This window comes from Dyella sp., assembly GCF_035277725.1.
Classification (GTDB): Bacteria; Pseudomonadota; Gammaproteobacteria; order Xanthomonadales; family Rhodanobacteraceae; genus Dyella_B.
Window position 1 is genome coordinate 13494 of record NZ_DATEJY010000172.1, and the last position, 17636, is coordinate 31129.

Annotated in this window: 17 protein-coding genes, 1 tRNA gene and 1 pseudogene; 7 read left to right on the forward strand and 12 right to left on the reverse strand. The window is 61.3% G+C overall.

Features of this window, described 5'->3' with window-relative positions:
• Window positions 1–135: 135 nt before the first annotated feature.
• The 4 genes from VJR68_RS15060 (at window position 136) to purD (ending at window position 6303) form a co-directional block, all read left to right on the forward strand.
• Window positions 136–2601: a DNA topoisomerase I gene (locus VJR68_RS15060; protein WP_324148975.1), complete on the forward strand. Its 2466-nt coding sequence runs from the start codon at window positions 136–138 to the stop codon at window positions 2599–2601.
• A gap of 151 nt (window positions 2602–2752) precedes the next feature.
• Window positions 2753–3325 (forward strand): L-threonylcarbamoyladenylate synthase, encoded by a 573-nt coding sequence (locus VJR68_RS15065; protein WP_324148977.1) that lies wholly within the window; start codon window positions 2753–2755, stop codon window positions 3323–3325.
• A 140-nt stretch (window positions 3326–3465) separates the two neighbouring features.
• A complete protein-coding gene (locus tag VJR68_RS15070; protein ID WP_324148979.1) occupies window positions 3466–4836 on the forward strand; it encodes an AMP-binding protein in 1371 nt (456 codons plus the stop codon).
• Window positions 4837–5019: 183 nt separating this feature from the next.
• On the forward strand, window positions 5020–6303 hold the full coding sequence (purD, locus tag VJR68_RS15075) for a phosphoribosylamine--glycine ligase (protein WP_324148981.1): 1284 nt from the start codon (window positions 5020–5022) through the stop codon (window positions 6301–6303).
• A gap of 202 nt (window positions 6304–6505) precedes the next feature.
• Here the strand turns inward: purD and VJR68_RS15080 are convergent, their stop codons facing one another.
• Together VJR68_RS15080 and VJR68_RS15085 are read right to left on the reverse strand one after the other, a co-directional pair.
• A complete protein-coding gene (locus VJR68_RS15080; RefSeq protein ID WP_324148983.1) occupies window positions 6506–6925 on the reverse strand; it encodes a hypothetical protein in 420 nt (139 codons plus the stop codon).
• Between the two features lie 48 nt (window positions 6926–6973).
• Window positions 6974–7387: a DUF2784 domain-containing protein gene (locus VJR68_RS15085; RefSeq protein WP_324148985.1), complete on the reverse strand. Its 414-nt coding sequence runs from the start codon at window positions 7385–7387 to the stop codon at window positions 6974–6976.
• Between the two features lie 36 nt (window positions 7388–7423).
• Here VJR68_RS15085 and VJR68_RS15090 point away from each other — a divergent pair, with 36 nt between their 5' ends.
• A complete protein-coding gene (locus VJR68_RS15090; RefSeq protein ID WP_324148987.1) occupies window positions 7424–9298 on the forward strand; it encodes an MFS transporter in 1875 nt (624 codons plus the stop codon).
• Between the two features lie 68 nt (window positions 9299–9366).
• On the opposite strand, the gene VJR68_RS15095 is transcribed toward VJR68_RS15090, so the two are convergent.
• The 8 genes from VJR68_RS15095 to VJR68_RS15130 all read right to left on the reverse strand — a co-directional run bounded on the left by VJR68_RS15095 (window position 9367) and on the right by VJR68_RS15130 (window position 14556).
• Window positions 9367–10236 (reverse strand): beta-lactamase induction protein, encoded by an 870-nt coding sequence (locus VJR68_RS15095; protein WP_324148989.1) that lies wholly within the window; start codon window positions 10234–10236, stop codon window positions 9367–9369.
• 73 nt (window positions 10237–10309) lie between these two features.
• Window positions 10310–11263 (reverse strand): NAD(+) diphosphatase, encoded by a 954-nt coding sequence (nudC, locus tag VJR68_RS15100; protein ID WP_324148991.1) that lies wholly within the window; start codon window positions 11261–11263, stop codon window positions 10310–10312.
• 19 nt (window positions 11264–11282) lie between these two features.
• Window positions 11283–11651 (reverse strand): iron-sulfur cluster insertion protein ErpA, encoded by a 369-nt coding sequence (gene erpA / locus VJR68_RS15105; protein WP_324148993.1) that lies wholly within the window; start codon window positions 11649–11651, stop codon window positions 11283–11285.
• A 74-nt stretch (window positions 11652–11725) separates the two neighbouring features.
• Window positions 11726–12157 carry a polymer-forming cytoskeletal protein gene (locus VJR68_RS15110; RefSeq protein WP_324148995.1) on the reverse strand — a complete coding sequence of 144 codons (432 nt, stop codon included), beginning with the start codon at window positions 12155–12157 and terminating at the stop codon, window positions 11726–11728.
• Window positions 12144–12905 carry a DUF6776 family protein gene (locus VJR68_RS15115; protein WP_324148997.1) on the reverse strand — a complete coding sequence of 254 codons (762 nt, stop codon included), beginning with the start codon at window positions 12903–12905 and terminating at the stop codon, window positions 12144–12146. The genes VJR68_RS15110 and VJR68_RS15115 overlap by 14 nt, the downstream gene beginning before the upstream one ends.
• A 233-nt stretch (window positions 12906–13138) precedes the next feature.
• Window positions 13139–13609 carry a bacterioferritin gene (bfr, locus tag VJR68_RS15120; RefSeq protein WP_324148999.1) on the reverse strand — a complete coding sequence of 157 codons (471 nt, stop codon included), beginning with the start codon at window positions 13607–13609 and terminating at the stop codon, window positions 13139–13141.
• Between the two features lie 133 nt (window positions 13610–13742).
• The gene (locus VJR68_RS15125) at window positions 13743–13952 is read right to left on the reverse strand and encodes a (2Fe-2S)-binding protein (protein ID WP_414647796.1); all 210 of its coding nucleotides are present in this window, start codon (window positions 13950–13952) and stop codon (window positions 13743–13745) included.
• A 58-nt stretch (window positions 13953–14010) separates the two neighbouring features.
• Entirely contained in the window at window positions 14011–14556 is a 546-nt protein-coding gene (locus tag VJR68_RS15130; RefSeq protein WP_324149003.1) for an RNA pyrophosphohydrolase, read from the reverse strand.
• Window positions 14557–14743: 187 nt separating this feature from the next.
• On the opposite strand from VJR68_RS15130, the gene VJR68_RS15135 reads away from it, so the two are divergent.
• Together VJR68_RS15135 and VJR68_RS15140 are read left to right on the forward strand one after the other, a co-directional pair.
• A tRNA-Met gene (locus VJR68_RS15135) sits at window positions 14744–14820 on the forward strand.
• Window positions 14821–15035: 215 nt separating this feature from the next.
• Window positions 15036–16277 carry a tyrosine-type recombinase/integrase gene (locus VJR68_RS15140; RefSeq protein WP_324149005.1) on the forward strand — a complete coding sequence of 414 codons (1242 nt, stop codon included), beginning with the start codon at window positions 15036–15038 and terminating at the stop codon, window positions 16275–16277.
• Between the two features lie 32 nt (window positions 16278–16309).
• Here VJR68_RS15140 and VJR68_RS15145 read toward each other — a convergent pair whose 3' ends face one another.
• Window positions 16310–16546, reverse strand: a complete 237-nt coding sequence (locus tag VJR68_RS15145; RefSeq protein ID WP_324149007.1) for a hypothetical protein — start codon at window positions 16544–16546, stop codon at window positions 16310–16312.
• Between the two features lie 220 nt (window positions 16547–16766).
• Window positions 16767–17636, reverse strand: a pseudogene (locus VJR68_RS15150) (bifunctional DNA primase/helicase); the annotation flags it as partial.

Consider the following 17636-nt stretch of genomic DNA (forward strand, 5'->3'; position numbering starts at 1 on the left):
GAGCCGCCCGAAAGGCGGGCTACACCGCGTTTTCACGCATGCCAGCTTGACAGCCATCAAGCCGGCGTGCTCCTAACTATAAATAGACGGCCGTTCAGCAACGGCTGCAGAAGGACTTCGGGAACCCCACGCCACATGGCAAAGAATCTGCTCATCGTCGAGTCGCCGGCCAAGGCCAAGACGATCAACAAGTACCTCGGCAAGGACTTCCAGGTCCTGGCTTCCTATGGCCACGTGCGCGACCTGCTGCCCAAAGAAGGCGCGGTCGACACCGAGCACAACTTCGCCATGAAGTACGAGGTGATCGAGCGTAACGAGAAACACGTCGACGCGATCGCCAAGGCAGCGAAGGCGGCCGACGACATCTATCTGGCGACCGACTTGGATCGCGAGGGCGAGGCGATCAGCTGGCACATCAGCGAGATCCTCAAGGAGCGCGGCCTGGTCGATGGCAAGAAACTGCATCGCGTGGTGTTCTCCGAAATCACGCCGCGCGCGATCAAGGCCGCCGTGGCCACGCCACGCAACCTCTCGCACGACATGGTGGACGCGCAGCAGGCGCGTCGCGCGCTGGACTACCTCGTCGGCTTCAATCTCTCGCCGGTGCTGTGGCGCAAAGTGCAGCGCGGCCTGTCCGCCGGCCGCGTGCAGAGCCCGGCGCTGCGCATGATCGTGGAGCGCGAGGAAGAAATCGAAGCCTTCGTGGCGCGCGAATACTGGACGGTGGAAGCACAGCTCAAGCACGCCGAAGGCGACTTCAGCGCGCGCCTCACCAAGCTGCACGGCAAGAAGTTCGAGCAGTTCGACCTCACCAACGAAGCCGACGCGATGGCCGCGCGCGCGGCACTGAAGGAAGCCGCGCACGGCCAGCTCACCGTCAGCGACGTCGGCAGCAAGGAACGCAAGCGCCGTCCCGCGCCGCCGTTCACCACGTCCACCTTGCAGCAGGAAGCCGCGCGCAAGCTCGGTTTCGGCACCACTCGTACGATGAAAATCGCGCAGGGTCTGTATGAAGGCGTGAGCCTGGGCAGCGAAGGCAACGTCGGCCTGATCACCTACATGCGTACCGACTCCACGGCGCTGTCGGGCGAAGCAGTGGATGAATTGCGCCAGCTCATCGCGCGCGACTTCGGCAGCAAGGCGGTCCCCGATCACGCGCAGGTGTATCGCACCAAGTCCAAGAACGCGCAGGAAGCACACGAAGCGATCCGCCCGACCTCGGCCATGCGCACGCCGCGCGAAGTCGCCCCGTTCCTCAACGACGACCAGCGCAAGCTGTACGAGCTGATCTGGAAGCGTACCGTCGCCTGCCAGATGATCCACGCCACCTTGAACACCGTGTCGGTGGATTTCGATCTCAAACACGTGAAGGGTGGCGACGCCGCTTTCCGTGCCACCGGTACCACCGTGGTCGATCCGGGCTTCCTCGCCGTGTACGAAGAAGGTCGCGATCAGAAGAGCGCCGAGGATGACGACGAAGGCCGCCGCTTGCCGCGGCTGAGCAAGGGCGAGCAGGTGCCGCTGCGCGACATCCTGGCCGACCAGCACTTCACCGAACCGCCGCCGCGCTATTCCGAAGCCAGCCTGGTGAAAGCGCTGGAGGAATACGGCATCGGCCGTCCCTCCACTTACGCCAGCATCATCCAGGTGCTGCAGAATCGCGAATACGTGCTGTTGGACAACCGCCGCTTCCGTCCCACCGACGTCGGCCGCGCGGTGAGCAAGTTTCTTACCCAGCACTTCACCCAATACGTCGACTACGACTTCACCGCGCGCCTCGAAGACGAACTCGACGCGGTAAGCCGCGGCGAAGAAGCGTGGGTGCCGCTGATGCGTCGCTTCTGGGAGCCGTTCAAGCAGCAGGTGGAAGAAAAGACCGAATCGGTCGACCGCAGCGAAGCCACTGGTGCGCGCGAACTGGGTACCGATCCGAAGAGCGGCAAGCCGATTTCCGTGCGCCTCGGCCGTTATGGACCGTATGCGCAGATCGGCGACAAGGACACCGACGAAAAACTGCAGTTCGCCTCGTTGCGCCCCGGCCAGAGCATGCACACCATCACGCTCGACGAAGCGCTGGAACTGTTCAAGCTGCCGCGCAAGCTGGGGCATGCCGAGAACGGCGACGAAGTAAGCGTAGGCATCGGCCGCTTCGGCCCATTCGTGAAGCAGGGCAGCACGTATGCCTCGCTGAAAGCCGAAGACGATCCCTACACCGTCGAATTGCCACGCGCGTTGCAGATCGTGCAGGAAAAGCTCGAGCTGCTGGCCAATCGCGTGATCAAGGATTTCGGCAACGGCGTGCAAGTGCTCAACGGCCGCTATGGTCCGTACATCACCGATGGTGACAAGAATGCGCGCATCCCGAAGGACCAGGAGCCGAAGGAACTGACCGAAACGCAGTGCCTGGAATTGCTGGCGGCGGCGCCGGTGAAGAAGGGGCGTTTCGGTAAAAAGTCGGCGGCGACGAAGGCGCCTGCCGCAAAGAAGGCTGCGGCGAAGAAGACGGCGACCAAGAAAGTGCTGGCCAAGAAGACTGCGGTGAAAAAGACGGCAACCAAGAAGGCTGCGAAGAAGGCCGCTGCCAAGAAAGCCGGGGCTTGAGGCCAATGGCACTGACTTGAGCCTCGTCGCCCCGGCGAACGCCGGGGCCCAGTGACTTTGAGGATCCAGAAAGTCGCTGGGCACCGGCTTTCGCCGGCGCGACGAACGCGAGGTTTTTCTGAGCTTTTCCGGGTAAGGAAAACAAAGGCACATGCCCAAGCACTACGCCATCGCCGAACTCGACGATGCCGCCGATCTCCTGCGCAACGGCAGCGTCATCGCCTATCCCACCGAAGCCGTCTTTGGGCTCGGTTGCGACCCACACAACCGCACCGCCTTCGAGCGCATCTTCGCGCTCAAGCAACGCCCCGCCACGCAGGGTGTGCTGTTGATTGCCGCCGATGTCGCGCAGATCACACGCTACGTCGACATGACGAAGGTGCCGCAGGGCGTGCTGGCCCAGGTCCGCGCCAGCTGGCCCGGTCCGTTCACGTGGGTGTTTCCGCGTAGCGCCGACGTGCCGGCATGGGTGGCAGGCGAGCACGACGGTATTGCCCTGCGCGTTACGGCGCATGGTCCGGCCGCTGCGTTGTGCCGTGCCTTTGGCGGTGCCTTGGTCTCCACCAGCGCCAATCCGCACGGCCAGCCGCCGGCACGCGACCTGGCGACCGTCGCGTCATATTTTGGCGACAGGCTGGATGGCATCGTGGACGCTCCGCTAGGTGGCGCATCCCAGCCCACCACCATCCGCGATGCACTCACTGGCGCTATCATCCGAAGCTGAATCCCGTAGAACACGGCCACGACGCGGTGGGCGCCGATTCAGCCGTCAGCGCGAGGATGAGGGGCAAATCCCGAATACCGGTACGACCGACCAATCTGGCCGGTGAGGGGTTTGCTTGGGTAGCAACCAGGAGTCTGCGTGTGGCAATCGTCTACGACACCTATCAGCGCGATGAAGCGGGACGGCTGCTGCCCCTGTTGAAGGTGGACGATCCGCAACGCGTGGTGGCCTTGCACGAAGGCCAGGCGATCACGGCCGCGCAATTCGTGGCGCACGTGGAGCGTGTCGCCGCGCAACTGCCCGAATCATCTGCCGCGGTGAACTTGTGCGAAGACCGCTATGCCTTCCTGGTCGCCTTTTGCGCCATCGCACTACGCGGCCAGGCCAATTTGTTGCCGCCATCGCGCGCACCGCAGGCAGTAGAAGAAGTGATGGCCGCACACCCGGGCTGCCACGCCGTCGGCGACCAACCATTGCACCCGGCCCCACAGCGCTTCCACGTGCTGCCGCCGCTGCCGGTGGATGAAACCGTCGCCGCCGACATAGGCTGGCCGGCGATCCCGGCTCTGCAAACGGTCGCGGTGGGCTATACCTCCGGCTCCACCGGTACGCCGCGTGCGAACGCCAAAAGCTGGCGCAGTTTCCACGCGAGTACGGCCGGCAATCTGCGCATGCTGCAGCATATGGTGGGCGAGCAATTCTCGGTGGTGGCCACCGTGCCTCCGCAGCATATCTACGGCGTGGAAATGTCGATCCTGTTGCCGTTGCTGGGCGATGTGCAGGTGCATTCGGGCCGCCCGTTCTTTCCGGCCGACATCGCCACCGCCCTGGAACAGATGCCTGCACCGCGCGTGCTGGTCACCACGCCGGTGCATTTGCGTGCGCTGGTTGCCTCCGGCGTGAACCTGCCACCGTTGGCGGCGATGCTTTCCGCCACCGCGCCGATGCCGACCGAGCTGGCGGCGCAGGCCGAGCAGCGTTTCCAGGCGCCGTTGCTGGAGGTATTCGGCTCCACCGAAACCTGCGCGTTTGCTTCGCGACGCGTAACGGCCGACGAACGCTGGTCGCTGTACCACGGCGTGCATCTCCATCCGCAACCGGATGGCACGCAGATCGAAGCGCCACAGCTTGACGTACCCACCGTGTTGGCGGACATCGTGAGCCTGCACGACGAAGGCCGCCGCTTCGAACTGCGCGGGCGGCATGCCGATCTGCTGGAGATCGCCGGCAAGCGCGCGTCACTGGGCGATCTCACTCGGCGCCTGCTCGCCATTCCCGGCGTGGAAGACGGGGTGGTGTTCCAGTTGGACGAGGCGGACGCGATCGGCGTGCGGCGCATTGCGGCGCTGGCGGTGGCGCCCGGCCTTGATGAGCACGCGATCCTGGATGCCCTGCGCATCTCGATCGATCCGGTATTCCTGCCGCGTCCGTTGCGGCTGGTGGAATGCCTGCCGCGCAACGAAACCGGCAAACTGCCGCGGGCGGCCTTGCTCGCCATGCTGCACACCTGAAACGCAGAGTAGGTTGGGGTGAGGCGTAGCCGAACCCCAACGTCGCCATGCAGATATCCGCGTTGGGGTTCGGCTACGCCTCACCCCAACTTACAAAAGCGCCAACCTGCGAAGCTGGTGCTGGGATTGCCATCCCAGCCTACAATGCGCGTTCTTGTGTGGTTTCAGGCAGTGGGAGCAGGCATGAAGGTTCTGGTGATCGGCAACGGCGGCCGCGAGCACGCGCTGGCGTGGAAACTCAAGCAGTCGCGGCGCGTGAGCGAAGTGATCGTGGCGCCGGGCAATGCCGGTACGGCGCGCGAGCACGGTGTGCGCAATGCCGATGTCACCGTTACCGATATCGATGGCCTGCTCAAGCTCGCCAAGGCCGAGAAAGTCGAGCTGACCGTGGTCGGTCCGGAAGTGCCGCTGGTGGCCGGCGTGGTCGACAAGTTCCGTGCCGCCGGCTTGCGCATCTTCGGGCCGCGCGCCATCGCCGCGCAACTGGAAGGCTCCAAGGCGTTCGCCAAGGATTTCCTGCTCCGCCACAACATTCCCACCGCGCATTACGCGGTGTTCACCGAACTCAACAAAGCGCTCACCTATGTGCGCGAACGCGGCGCACCCATCGTCATCAAGGCCGATGGCTTGGCGGCGGGCAAGGGCGTTGTCGTGGCGCTCACCCTGAGCGATGCCGAACTGGCACTGCATGACATGCTCGGCGCACACGCGTTCGGCGATGCTTCCGCGCGCGTCGTGATCGAGGAATTCCTGGAAGGCGAAGAGGCCAGCTACATCGTGATGAGCGATGGCTCGCACGCGCTGCCGATGGCCAGCAGCCAGGACCACAAGCGTCGCGACGACAACGACCTTGGCCCCAACACCGGCGGTATGGGTGCGTACTCGCCGGCGCCAGTGGTAACGCCGGAAGTGGAAAAACGCATCCTCAAGGAAGTGATCGAGCCGACACTGCGTGGCATGGCTGCCGAAGGGGCGCCGTTCATCGGCTTCCTTTATGCCGGCCTGATGATCGACAAGCACGGCGCACCCAAGGTGATCGAATTCAACGTACGCTTTGGCGATCCGGAAACGCAACCGATCATGCTGCGTTTGAAATCCGACTTCGTCGATCTGATCGAAGCCGCGCTGGATGGCGAGTTGCACCGCACATACGTGCAATGGGATGCGCGTCCATCGATTGGCGTGGTGATGGCGGCGAGTGGCTATCCGGCCAAGGTGAAGACGGGCGACGTGATTCACGGCTTGGGTGCGGATGTTGGTGCGGATGTGAAAGTTTTCCACGCCGGTACCAGGCTCGATGCGCAAGGCCAGGTGATCACCGCAGGCGGTCGTGTGCTGACGGTTTGTGCGCTGGGCAAGGACATTGCCGCCGCGCGCGAACATGCCTACGACGGCATCAAGAAGATTCACTTCGATGGCGCGTTCTGCCGCAAGGACATTGCACACCGCGCATTGCGGCGGAGCTGACGTCTCGCGTGGATTGGGTTTCGCGGTGCTAAACCCAATGGCACTGACTTATGCATCGTCGCCCCGGCGAAAGCCGGGGCCTAGTGACTTTGGGCGCCAAAAAAGTCACTGGGTTCCGGCTTTCGCCGGGACGACGATTGAAGATTTTCGTCGTATTCAAGCGATGCGCAGCCTAAGTTAGTGCCATTGGCCCTAACCCGACCTACAGAAACCGTACGTCTGCAATCCAGTTTCGTTTACGCCGCGACAAACGATCATCCGTGCTTTCGCCCTCGACGTTGGATGAATCCCTACGCAGCAGCGCGGCATTCACGTTCTCGAATGTATTGACGTTCACCACGGCATACGTGCGGCCATCGATTGTGCTGGTCACCAACGGCACCACGCCGCATTTTGTGCAGATATGAAAATCGGCTGTTTCCGTGCCGAACGCATAGCGCGATATCTGTGCAGGATTCTTTTCCTTCACTTGCAACAAACCCGGTTGATACGAGGTCCATACGCCGCCATGTTTGCGGCAGAACGTACAGCTGCAAGCGCGTGCCGGAATCTCTTTGGGGTCAGGCGCCCAATACAGCGTGAAAGTGATGTTTCCGCAATGGCAGCTTCCGACAATCAGCATGGCATGCTCGTTGAGTGATGCGTCCCGCGCGCAAGCATACGCCATCGATCAAGGGCGATGCTTGGATCCTCTGTACAGCAACCAGGCATAGATGGATACATTAACGACCAGCACGATCGCGCCAAGCACGCACTGGATCGGCCTGGTCAATCCATCCGGGTAGATCGTGGCGGTGAGGTAATGCCCGATGCAGTCGCCTTGATAGGCAGCCTCCCCGGCACGCATGCGAAAGTCGTTTTCGATGGACGTCAGCGGGCAAATCCACCCGCTTGCCTCGACAAACATGCCCCAGGCCGCGGCCGGCCATTGCAGCCAGGGAATCCAGCGCCACTTCAGCGCCAACAGCGCGCCAAGGCAGACGAACAGGATAAAGGCCAGATGGAAGGCCAATACGGCGTCGGCTAAAACCAGGAACATGAAAATGAGTGCGGAAGACCCGCTCGTGATCGCAATGGTTTTCACGCTACGCTACCGCCGACCCATTTGCCAAGGATCCGCATGAGCCAGTTCGCCCTGCTAGGCAGTCGACGTTTTGCGCCATTTTTCTGGACCCAGACGCTGGCCGCCTTCAACGACAGCGCGTTCCGCAATGCGATGGTGATGCTGGCGGCGTTCCAGATGGGCTTGTCGGATCACGACGTGGGTCTGTACACCAATCTGGCGCCGGCGCTGTTCATCCTGCCGTTCTTCCTGTTTTCGGCGAGCGCGGGACAACTCGCAGAGAAGTTCGAGAAGACGCGCATCATCCGCTACGTCAAGTTGTTCGAGATTGCGGCGATGGTGTTGGCGGCCTATGGCTTCATCACGCACCATCTGGTGTTGCTGTTGATCGTGTTGTTCATGATGGGCGTGCATTCGACCGTGTTCGGTCCGATCAAATACGCGATCCTGCCGCAGGCGTTGCAGCAGAGCGAGCTGGTCGGTGGCAACGGCCTGGTGGAAATGGGTACGCAGATGGCGATCCTGATCGGCATGACGGCAGGCAATCTGCTGATGCTGATGGCAGGCGTGGGGCCGCACCTGTCTGCCGCGTTGACCATTGGTGTGGCGGTGATCGGTTACTTCATCAGTCGCTCGATTCCGCCTGCGCCGGCCACGGCGCCGGATCTGAAATTCAACTGGAATCCGATCACCGAAACAGCGCGGGTGTTGAGCATCACGCGCGAGGATCGTGCGGTGTTCAACGCTGTGCTGGGCATTTCCTGGTTCTGGTTCTTTGGCACGGTGCTGGTGGCGCAATTGCCGCTTTATACGCGCATCAATCTGGGCGGCGACGCTACGGTGAATACGCTGGTGCTCACCTTGTTCTCGATCGGCACCGGCGTCGGTTCGCTGATGTGCGAAAAGATGTCCGGCAAGCGCGTGGAAATCGGCCTGGTGCCGCTGGGTGCGTTCGGGCTTACCGTTTTCGGCGTGGATCTGTTTCTGGCGCGTCCTGATGCTGCAGCAGTACGCGGTATGGATTGGTTGGCGTTTCTGCATGCGGCGGGTAGCTGGCGCATCGTGTTCGATCTCACCTTGATCGGTGTGTTCGCCGGCTTTTATGTGGTGCCGCTGTTTGCATTCGTGCAGTCGCGTGCACCGAGCAGTCGTTTGTCGCGCGTGATTGCGGGCAACAATATTCTCAATGCCTTGTTGATCGTGCTCGCTTCGTTATTTGGATTGACGCTGGAACGGCTCGGCGTGAGCGCAGCGCATATTTTTCTATCGGCAGCGTTGCTCAACGTGCTGGTGGCGGCGTACATCTTTACGCTGGTGCCTGAATTCCTGATGCGTTTCATCACGTGGGTGTTGGTGAACACGCTGTACCGCATCCGCGTGGATGGCATGAAGCATTTGCCGGAAGAAGGGCCGGCGTTGCTGGTCTGCAATCACGTGAGCTTTATGGATCCGTTGATCCTGATGGCAAATCTGCGCCGCCCTGCGCGCTTCGTGATGTATTACAAGATCTTCAAGGTTCCGGTGTTGCACTTCGTGTTCAAGACGGCGAAGGCGATTCCCATTGCGGGACAGAAGGAAGATCCGGCGGTATTGCAGCAGGCGTTCGATGCTGTGGATGCTGCGTTGGCCGATGGCGAAGTGGTGTGCATTTTTCCCGAAGGCGGTTTGACCAAGGATGGCGAGATCGCGACGTTCCGGGCCGGGGTGGAGAAGATTCTGGCGCGACGTCCCGTGCCCGTCGTGCCGATGGCGTTGCGCGGTTTATGGGGCAGCGTATGGAGCCGGCGCGATTCGATGCTGCGCCGCGCGCGTCTGCCGCGGCGATTTCGTGCGCGGGTGGAGTTGGTGGTGGATGCGCCGCAGCCGGCGGCAGAGGTCAATGCGGCGACTTTGGAAGAACGTGTACGGGTGTTGCGTGGCGAGATGGCGTGAGATTCGAGGATATTCCACAAAACCGTCATTCCTGCGAAAGCGGGAATGACGGCCTGTGAGGGTTGCGATCAGTGCAACCAGCTTCCCATCACCACCAACGCCACGACACTCAACCACGCCAGCAGCGCACGCAGCAATGCATCGCGCAATCGGCGCAGCTCGTGCAGCGCATCGGTACGTTCTTCGACAAATCCATCGCCGCCTTCGATATCCGTCAACACATCCGCTCGTGCCGCCGCACCGAGAAAATCCGGATTGGACAGATACCAGCTGTTGGGTGCGGCCTGCTGATGCCAACGGCGCCACGCACCGATCACGGCATCCCAGTGGCCCACGAGAGCAAGCGTGAACACCATCAATTGCGCAGGCAGCCAGTCCAGCGCGTTGGCAACGTAGCGCGCCTTGATGCGGGCTTCGGCGTCCAGCACCAGTGAGGCGTCGTGACCCAGTTGCCGTGCCAGGCGATAGAGCAGGGCGCCGATCGGCCCGAGCACAAAGAACCAGAACAGCACGCCGAAGCGGCGGCGCAGCGCGGCGTAAGCGGTTGCTTCGCCAAGATCGGCGGTGCGCCAGGCTACCGTTTCGCCATCGTCCGACAGCACCTGTGCGGCGGCTTCGCGGCTGCTTTGATCGGGCGCCTTGAGAATGGCAGCCAGGTCGGCTTCGAACGGGTGCGGACCGAGCGAAAACAGCAGCACGGCCAGCGAGAAGATCAGGAGCAGCAGATCCGAAAGCGGCAGTCGGTGCAGTATCCACATCGCCAGCGCGCAGACGACGACGGGCACCAACAAAGTGATCACCACGCGCCCGCTGCCGCTGGTATCGGCCAGCTGATGCACCCAGCGCCGGAAGCCGGCATCGCCGCGCCAGCAGGCAAGCTGCGGCTGCAAATGCAGCAATCCCAGAGCAATCAGCGCGGCAAGCAGGCGAATGGCCATGAACTCAGGACTCCCGTGGATGGCTGCGATTGTATGCGAGTGATGTGGCTCGTTCACGAGCCGGTGCGGCCACTCAGCGCGTTACCAGCTCATCCAGATCCAGGCCTGCGCGCTGCTGCAGCCAGTGCGAAAGCAACTGATATGACACGGAAAGCCGCGTCGGCGTCTTCAAGCTGCCGTCGGCCAGTGCGTCGATGATTTGTTGCGGCGTGAACCAGCGCGCGTCTTCCAGTTCGCCATCGCGCAACCGGATGGTGGGAGACAGTGCAGTGGCCGTGAAGCCGACCATCAGCGATGCCGGCATCGGCCACGGTTGCGAGGAGTGGTAATGCACCTCGCCCACGATCACGCCGGCTTCTTCGGCAACTTCGCGCCGCACGGCGTCTTCCAAGGCTTCGCCCGGTTCGACGAAACCGGCAAGGGTGGAATAGCGTCCCGGCGGCCAGCCGGCCTGGCGTCCAAGCAGGCATGCGCCCTGATATTCGACGATCACGATGATGGCCGCATCGGTGCGCGGAAAATGCAGGCGGCCGCACTCGCTGTTCGTGCATTGCGCCCGGTGACCGGAGGAAACCAGTAGCAACGGAGAACCGCAGCGCGCACAGAAACGGGTTTCGCGTTGCCAATGCGCAAGCCCTTTGGCGTAGGCGAACAGGCCGGCTTCATCGGTAGGCAGCAGCAGGCCCGCTTCCCGCAAGCCCATGCGTCGTGCGCCGAGTGCGGTTTCCAGTGCGGCGACGTCATCGTGCTCGTCGAGCAGCAGCATGAAATAGGGCTGCCCGTCGACGATGCCCATCAGGCTCCAGGCTGCGTGCGCCAGCAGGCGCGCCCGTTCGCCGGCATCGAGCCAGCGCAGGGTTTCTTCTTCAGACTGCAAAAAAGCATCGCCAGCGGCGTCCAGCAGCATATAGCGCGCATCGGGCGCCATGGCCTTGGCTGCAACCCAGTCGACGGCGTCGCGCTGTTCGGCGACGCGGTCGAGAATCAGGCTGAGTCCGGCGAACGTATTGAGTTTCGTCGCAATCATCCGGACCGGCCGAGGTGGATCAGGTGGAGAAGGAGGAGCCGCAGCCGCAGGTGGTCTTGGCGTTCGGGTTGCGGATGACGAACTGCGAGCCGCTGAAGTTCTCGGTGTAGTCGATCTCGGCGCCGGTGAGGTATTGCAGCGAGAGCGGATCGACCAGCAGGGTGACGCCTTCACGGGCAAGCGCGAAATCGTCTTCCGCCTGCGTTTCGTCGAAGGTGAACCCGTACTGGAAACCCGAGCAGCCGCCGCCGGTGATGTACACGCGCAGCTTTAGCTCAGGGTTGCCTTCTTCCTGGATGAGTTCGTGCACTTTGCGCGCGGCGGCCTCGGTAAAGACGAGCGGCGCGCCGGCTTGGCGGTAATCGGGGATGGCTACGATGGTTTCCATAGCGCGGATATATGGGGCCGTGATTCTGCGGGCTCAAGCATATCAGCTAGAGCCCCGGATGCCGCGCCGTGCGTTCAGGCGGTGGCTGCTTCGTTGCGCACTTCAGGGGCTGGCAGTTCGCGATGGGCATGTTCCTCGCCCTGATGGGCGATGCGGCCGTTCACCTGCGCGCCTGCCGCCATCTCCAGCGAGCTGTAGCGAACGTCGCCCACCACGCGGGCCTGCGCGGCCAGTTCCAGGCGCTCGCTGGCGTAGATGTCGCCATGGACGTGGCCGTTGATCATCGCGTGCGGAACGCGTACCTCGCCCTGCACCTGGCCGTGCTCGCTCAGCGTGAATACCGCATTCGACCCCTCGCCCAGCACCGAGCCTTCGATGCGGCCTTCCACGTGCAGCGTACCGGTGAAGCGGATGTCACCGCGGATGATCGTGCCTTGCGAGATCAGGCTGGTCTCGGCATGACGGGAAGAGGATGAGGTGGGTTCGTTACGTTTACGGCTGAGCATCGGATTCCCCTTGGGTGATCGTGACAGGGCTGGAGAGGGCGTCGCTCCAGGTGACGGCACGGCTGACTGGAGCGCCATTTTCGGGCCGGACTGTGACATGCAGGCTGGTCGGGCGAAAATCGGCGGGCAGCGCGATGGTGGCGTGCAATTGCTGGAAGTAGCGAAAGCGGAAAGGGATGCCGTTCTTTTCGGCGGCATCGCCCAGCGTGGACCAATCCAGTTGCACTACCTTGTTGTTGCGCAGGCCTTCCACGGTGACGATCGCGGTACCGTTGGTATCGTCGTCGCGTTTGACGTTTTGCGTGAGGCTGATGGTGAGGTTCCACGCGGACGCATGTGTGACCGGCTGCAGGGATACCTCTTGTACCTTCAGCCCTTCGCGTTGCGCATCGCCGCCAACGAGACGCGAGTAGAAACCGAGATCGGCGCGCAGGCCGCTGATTTCTTCATCGCGCTGGGAAATGGTTTTGCGTAACGCTTGATTGGCGACGTCGCCCACTTGCTGCGAGCGCTGCACGTTGGCGACCTGTTGTTTGAGTTGTTCATTCTCGGCCGCAAGTGCGCGCACCGCACGCCGATCCGTCAAATTGGGGCTGACGCTTTTCCATGCGCCGCTCAGCAAAGCGGTAATGATCGCCACCAGGATCAAGCTGCCCAACCATGCCAATCCCAGCCACAGCATCCGCCGACGCTGACTGACAGCGTCGTGCGGACGAACCACGTAGCGGGGCGGTGGACGGGAAGCCATGCGTGGCTCTTGCGGGCAAACAGTGGATATAGCCCGTCCGTGATGACACCGTCAAGAAAGCACGAGCCGCTTTGTGCGGCAGATCGCCCAGATGTGCGATCTACGAATAGCTTCTTAACTTTTCTGTGCAAAAACCTGTCAGCGCAGGCCGAATGGTTCGTTCATGCATCAAGCAGACAGGCGCTTGATGCATGTGCGTATGCGAGCAGAGAACTCGCTGACGTTTTCTTGCCTTAACTTTCCATCTTGGACTGCAAGTAACGCTCGGCACCGATGTCCTTCACCAGGCTAAGCTGCGTTTCCAGCCAGTCGATGTGTTCTTCTTCGGCGGAAAGGATGTAGCGGAACAAATCGCGGCTTATGTAATCGGCCACGCCTTCGCTATGTGCAATCGCGGCGCGCAGATCTTGCACGGCCGCCAATTCCAGATCGAGATCGCATTGAATGCACTCGAGTGCGTTTTCGCCGATACGCAGTTTGCCCAGATGTTGCAGGTTGGGCAGGCCTTCCAGAAACAGGATGCGCTCGATCAGGCGATCGGCATGCTTCATCTCGTCGATCGATTCCTTGTACTCATGCTCGGCGAGTTCCTGATAACCCCAGTTCTTATACATGCGGGCATGCAGAAAGTATTGGTTGATCGCGGTCAGTTCGTTGTAGAGCACCTTGTTAAGGAACTCGATGACCTTGGCGTCACCCTTCATGGTTGTTCTCCGTAACGGGGCTGATGCGGAACTATACGTGCTCGTTGCGAGCGGTGTCGCAATGAGAATGATTCATCACGAAAAACGCCATCGCTGAGTGGCGATGGCGTTCGGGCAATCCGGTGTGGATGGCTCAAGCGGTGACGAAAACGGGGAGATCCAGCGTGACCTGTTCGATCGCTTTCGTGAGCGTGGCACGCGCTTCGGTTTCGCAGCAGCCGCAGCAATCGGAACAGCCGGTACGCGCCTGCAGCTCGGCGAAGCTGCGCACACCATCCGTGGCGGCGCGGCGAATGTCGTGATCGGTAACGGCGTTGCAGAGACAGATGTACATGGCGCGCATTTCAACGCGAATGCGAATGATTGTCAACTAGAGTTCGCCTGCCGCCGGCAACGCCTGTTCAGGCGGCGGCGCAACGACCCCGGCCGGGCCGGTTCTGCGATTGCGGCTGCGGCCCGAGCTGGATGCTCAGGGCGGTTTCCACCAATGGCGCGAAATGGCGCAGGGCGCGGTGATAGACGTCGCGCTTGAAGTTCACCACGTGGGCGGCGGGGTACCAGAAATCGACCCAGCGCCACAGATCGAATTCGGGCTTCTCACAGGCATTGAGGCAAAGGGCGTCCTCGCCACCGACCAGCTTGAGCAGGAACCAGACCTGCTTCTGGCCAATACACGTGGGATGCTGATGGTGGCGGATGTAGCGGCTGGGCAGCTTGTAACGCAGCCAGCCACGGGTGCTGGCAAGCACCTCCACATGCGGGGGCATAAGGCCGGTTTCTTCCTGCAGCTCGCGGTACATGGCTTCCAGCGGGGTTTCGTCGCTGCGCATGCCGCCCTGGGGGAACTGCCAGCCGTCGCGATGGACACGGCGCGCCCAGAACAGCCGGCCGTCTGCATTGAGCAGCACGATGCCAACATTCGGACGGTAGCCATCTGCGTCGATCATCCAGCCTCCTCGGGGCCTGTTGCTGCAGTCTATGCCAGACGTCAGCATGCGTGACCCTGGATCGATTCAACCACAGCCTACAAAGCCGGAGCAAGCCGACTACTTGAACCACAAGGGCAGCCCGATTAAACTGCCGCGCCCCGCCTGAATAGAGCCCGGTTCCGGATCCCGGACGGCTCGCCCCTTTGGCTATGTAGCTCAGCCGGTTAGAGCACAGCACTCATAATGCTGGGGTCGGTGGTTCGAGTCCACCCATAGCCACCATCCCTTCGTATCACGCCCTCTCAAGACTTCTCACGAAAGCCCGGGAAGCCGCATTCCTATGCGGTTTTTGCTTTGTCCGTCTTCTCAGCTCTTCTCAAGAAATCGCACCAAAGCGCACGTCGCCAGGTGGTATTTGTGATGGTACATTTTCTTGCGAAACCGGCTTTGAGGCGGATGTACCACCATCATGGATGCCGGTGTTTTGGAGAGTAAGGATGGCGGATTTAACAGCGTTGGCGGTGCGCAACGCGAAGGCGCGCGATAAGACCTACAGGCTCGCTGCCGGCAAGGGGCTCTATCTGCAGGTTGAGCCTACAGGGGGGAAATATTGGCGGCTGAAATATCGCTACGCAGGCAAGCAAAAGATGCTGGGACTGGGGGTGTTTCCCGACGTTAGCCTGTCGGCTGCACGTGAAGCGGCAGATGACGCCAGGAAACTGCTAGTGAATGGGGTCGACCCCAGCGCGCAGCGAAAGGTCCAGAAAATTACTCAACAACTGTCGGCCGAAAACAGCCTCAAGGCTGTTGCCCTGGAGTGGATCGAACTCAAGCGGCAGGAATGGGCCGAAACATATACGGCGAAGGTCCAGCTGCGCCTCGAAAACGATGTATTCCCATGGCTCGGCGACCGCCCTATCAACAGCATTACTGCACTTGAGTTGTTGGCCGTGCTCAAACGCATTGCTGAAAGAGGCACCCTGGAAACCACACACCGGATACGACGGCACCTGAGCCAGATTTTTCGGTACGCCATAATCGACGGCCGTGTCGAACGTGACTGGGCCGCGGACCTGCAAGGGGCGTTGCCGCTGCCATTGAAGCGCAACTTTCCTACGATCACAGATCCTGATCGTATAGGGGAGTTGCTGCGTGCGATTGACGCTTATACGGGTACCTACATCACCCGTGCGGCGTTGAAACTCGCGCCCATGGTCTTCACCAGGCCTGGCGAACTGCGCTGGGCTGAATGGGCGGAGTTTGACTTGAATAAAGGCGAGTGGCTGGTGCCTGGTCGTCGCCTCAAGGCGCGCAAAGCACAAAAGATGGTTGCTGAGGCACACGTGGTGCCGCTTAGCCGGCAGGCGATGGCGATCCTCAATGATCTACATAGCCTCACCGGCGCAGGCCGTTTTGTATTTCCTGGAGAGCGAAGTGCTAAGCGACCTATGTCGGAAAATACGGTCAATGCAGCGTTTGCTCGAATGGGTTTTAAGGGGGAAATCGTTCAACATGGTCTACGCCATATGGCGAGCACGGCGTTGAACGAAGCGGGGTGGAGTGAAGACGCCATTGAGAGGCAGCTTGCGCACAAAGACAAAAATGCCATCCGTGACATTTACAACAAAGCGCAATACCTAAAAGAGCGCAGGGAGATGATGCAGGCTTGGGCCGACTATCTCGACAAGTTGAAGAATGGTAATGCGGCGTCCTGGAAAGCAAGCTTAGAAGCAGCGTAAGGGCGCCCATTCGGGCGCCCGCGGAGGCGCTTTTACTCGCCGCTAAGGAGTTGCAACAACAGGTCGGCGCGCGCCTTGAGGTCCGCGCTGATCACATCCAGAAGCTGGTACGCGGCATCGGCATGCAGCACATTCCGGCGCATGCCTTCGGCGATCCCTGTCGACGCCGCATCGAGCGCATCGAGGCGCTGACGCAACGCTTCCACGTGACGAATCAGCTCCGCGGCCGGCGTGATCAACTCCGTGAGATGGTGGGCCATCAAGATCATAGTGTCTCCCTGTTTTGACTAATTCTGGGGTCACTCGACGGCGTGTGTCGGCGTCGAGTTTGTTCTCGCAAAATATTGCGCACCAGAATATCAGTCAGCACGCTTATCGCCCACACGGACACGACAATGATTGTCGACATCACAACGATCACTGCGTGAAACATTGTCGCGCGTCGACCATCATCCATCATGGCGCATGCGCGATCGTGCACGATGTCGATCAATCGTGCATCGTCGATGGTGCACGATCGCGACGAAACACCCAGCACTTCACCGACACGCCGCGACCTTCCACGATACGGATCGCGCTATTCACCGTGCGATAAGCGATAAATTTTCGCGCCCGGCTTTCCGGCAATAAGCGCTTAAGTTCACCGTATGAGGGAGCCTTTAACCCAAATTGTGTAGCGCGGCTTTGAAACTCCGGCAGGCTCACCGCGATCAGATCATCGTCACGACTGTGATTAAGCTTCTCGCCCTGGTCCGTTTCGTTGAGGTGATCGAACATTTCCCAGAACTCTTGCACCACCGGATGATCGGCGTTGATCGCCTTTTGCCGGTCCACTGCCATCTGAGTGAGCAGGTCGAACGCGGCGCGCTTCTGATCGGCCGTGATTGGTACGACATGCTCCAGCGCATCCACCAGTGCCATGATCTGCGCGTGGTTCTTGCAGATGCGCACGCTCTTCAAACTCGGATGCGCCTTAAGCATGGTTTCGTAGTCGGGCGCGAACTCCGCCATGGTGTCGAGGATTTTTTTTTCGCGCCGCACCGCGGCCAGGACAAAGCCGCTCACCTGGTCCGCCGGCCAGTTTTCGAGTGCCTTGCCGGCCACGCTGCCTTCCGGCGTGTGACCGCTCTTGTCGAACTTCAGGTGCACGATGCGCTGCAGGATCGCCTCGCTGGCATCGACCACGGCGTTCTGGCTGATGACGACCGTCCCCCGAAACGGTGGCTCGTAGGTTTCATTGCCGGCGCTCTTGATGCCGCGGGCACGACCGATGCGTCCGTTGTAGAGCGGCTTCAATTCGTCCCAGTCGAATTGCTTGGCATGCAGCTTGTCCGAGCCGTTGGAGCGATCAGCTTCGAT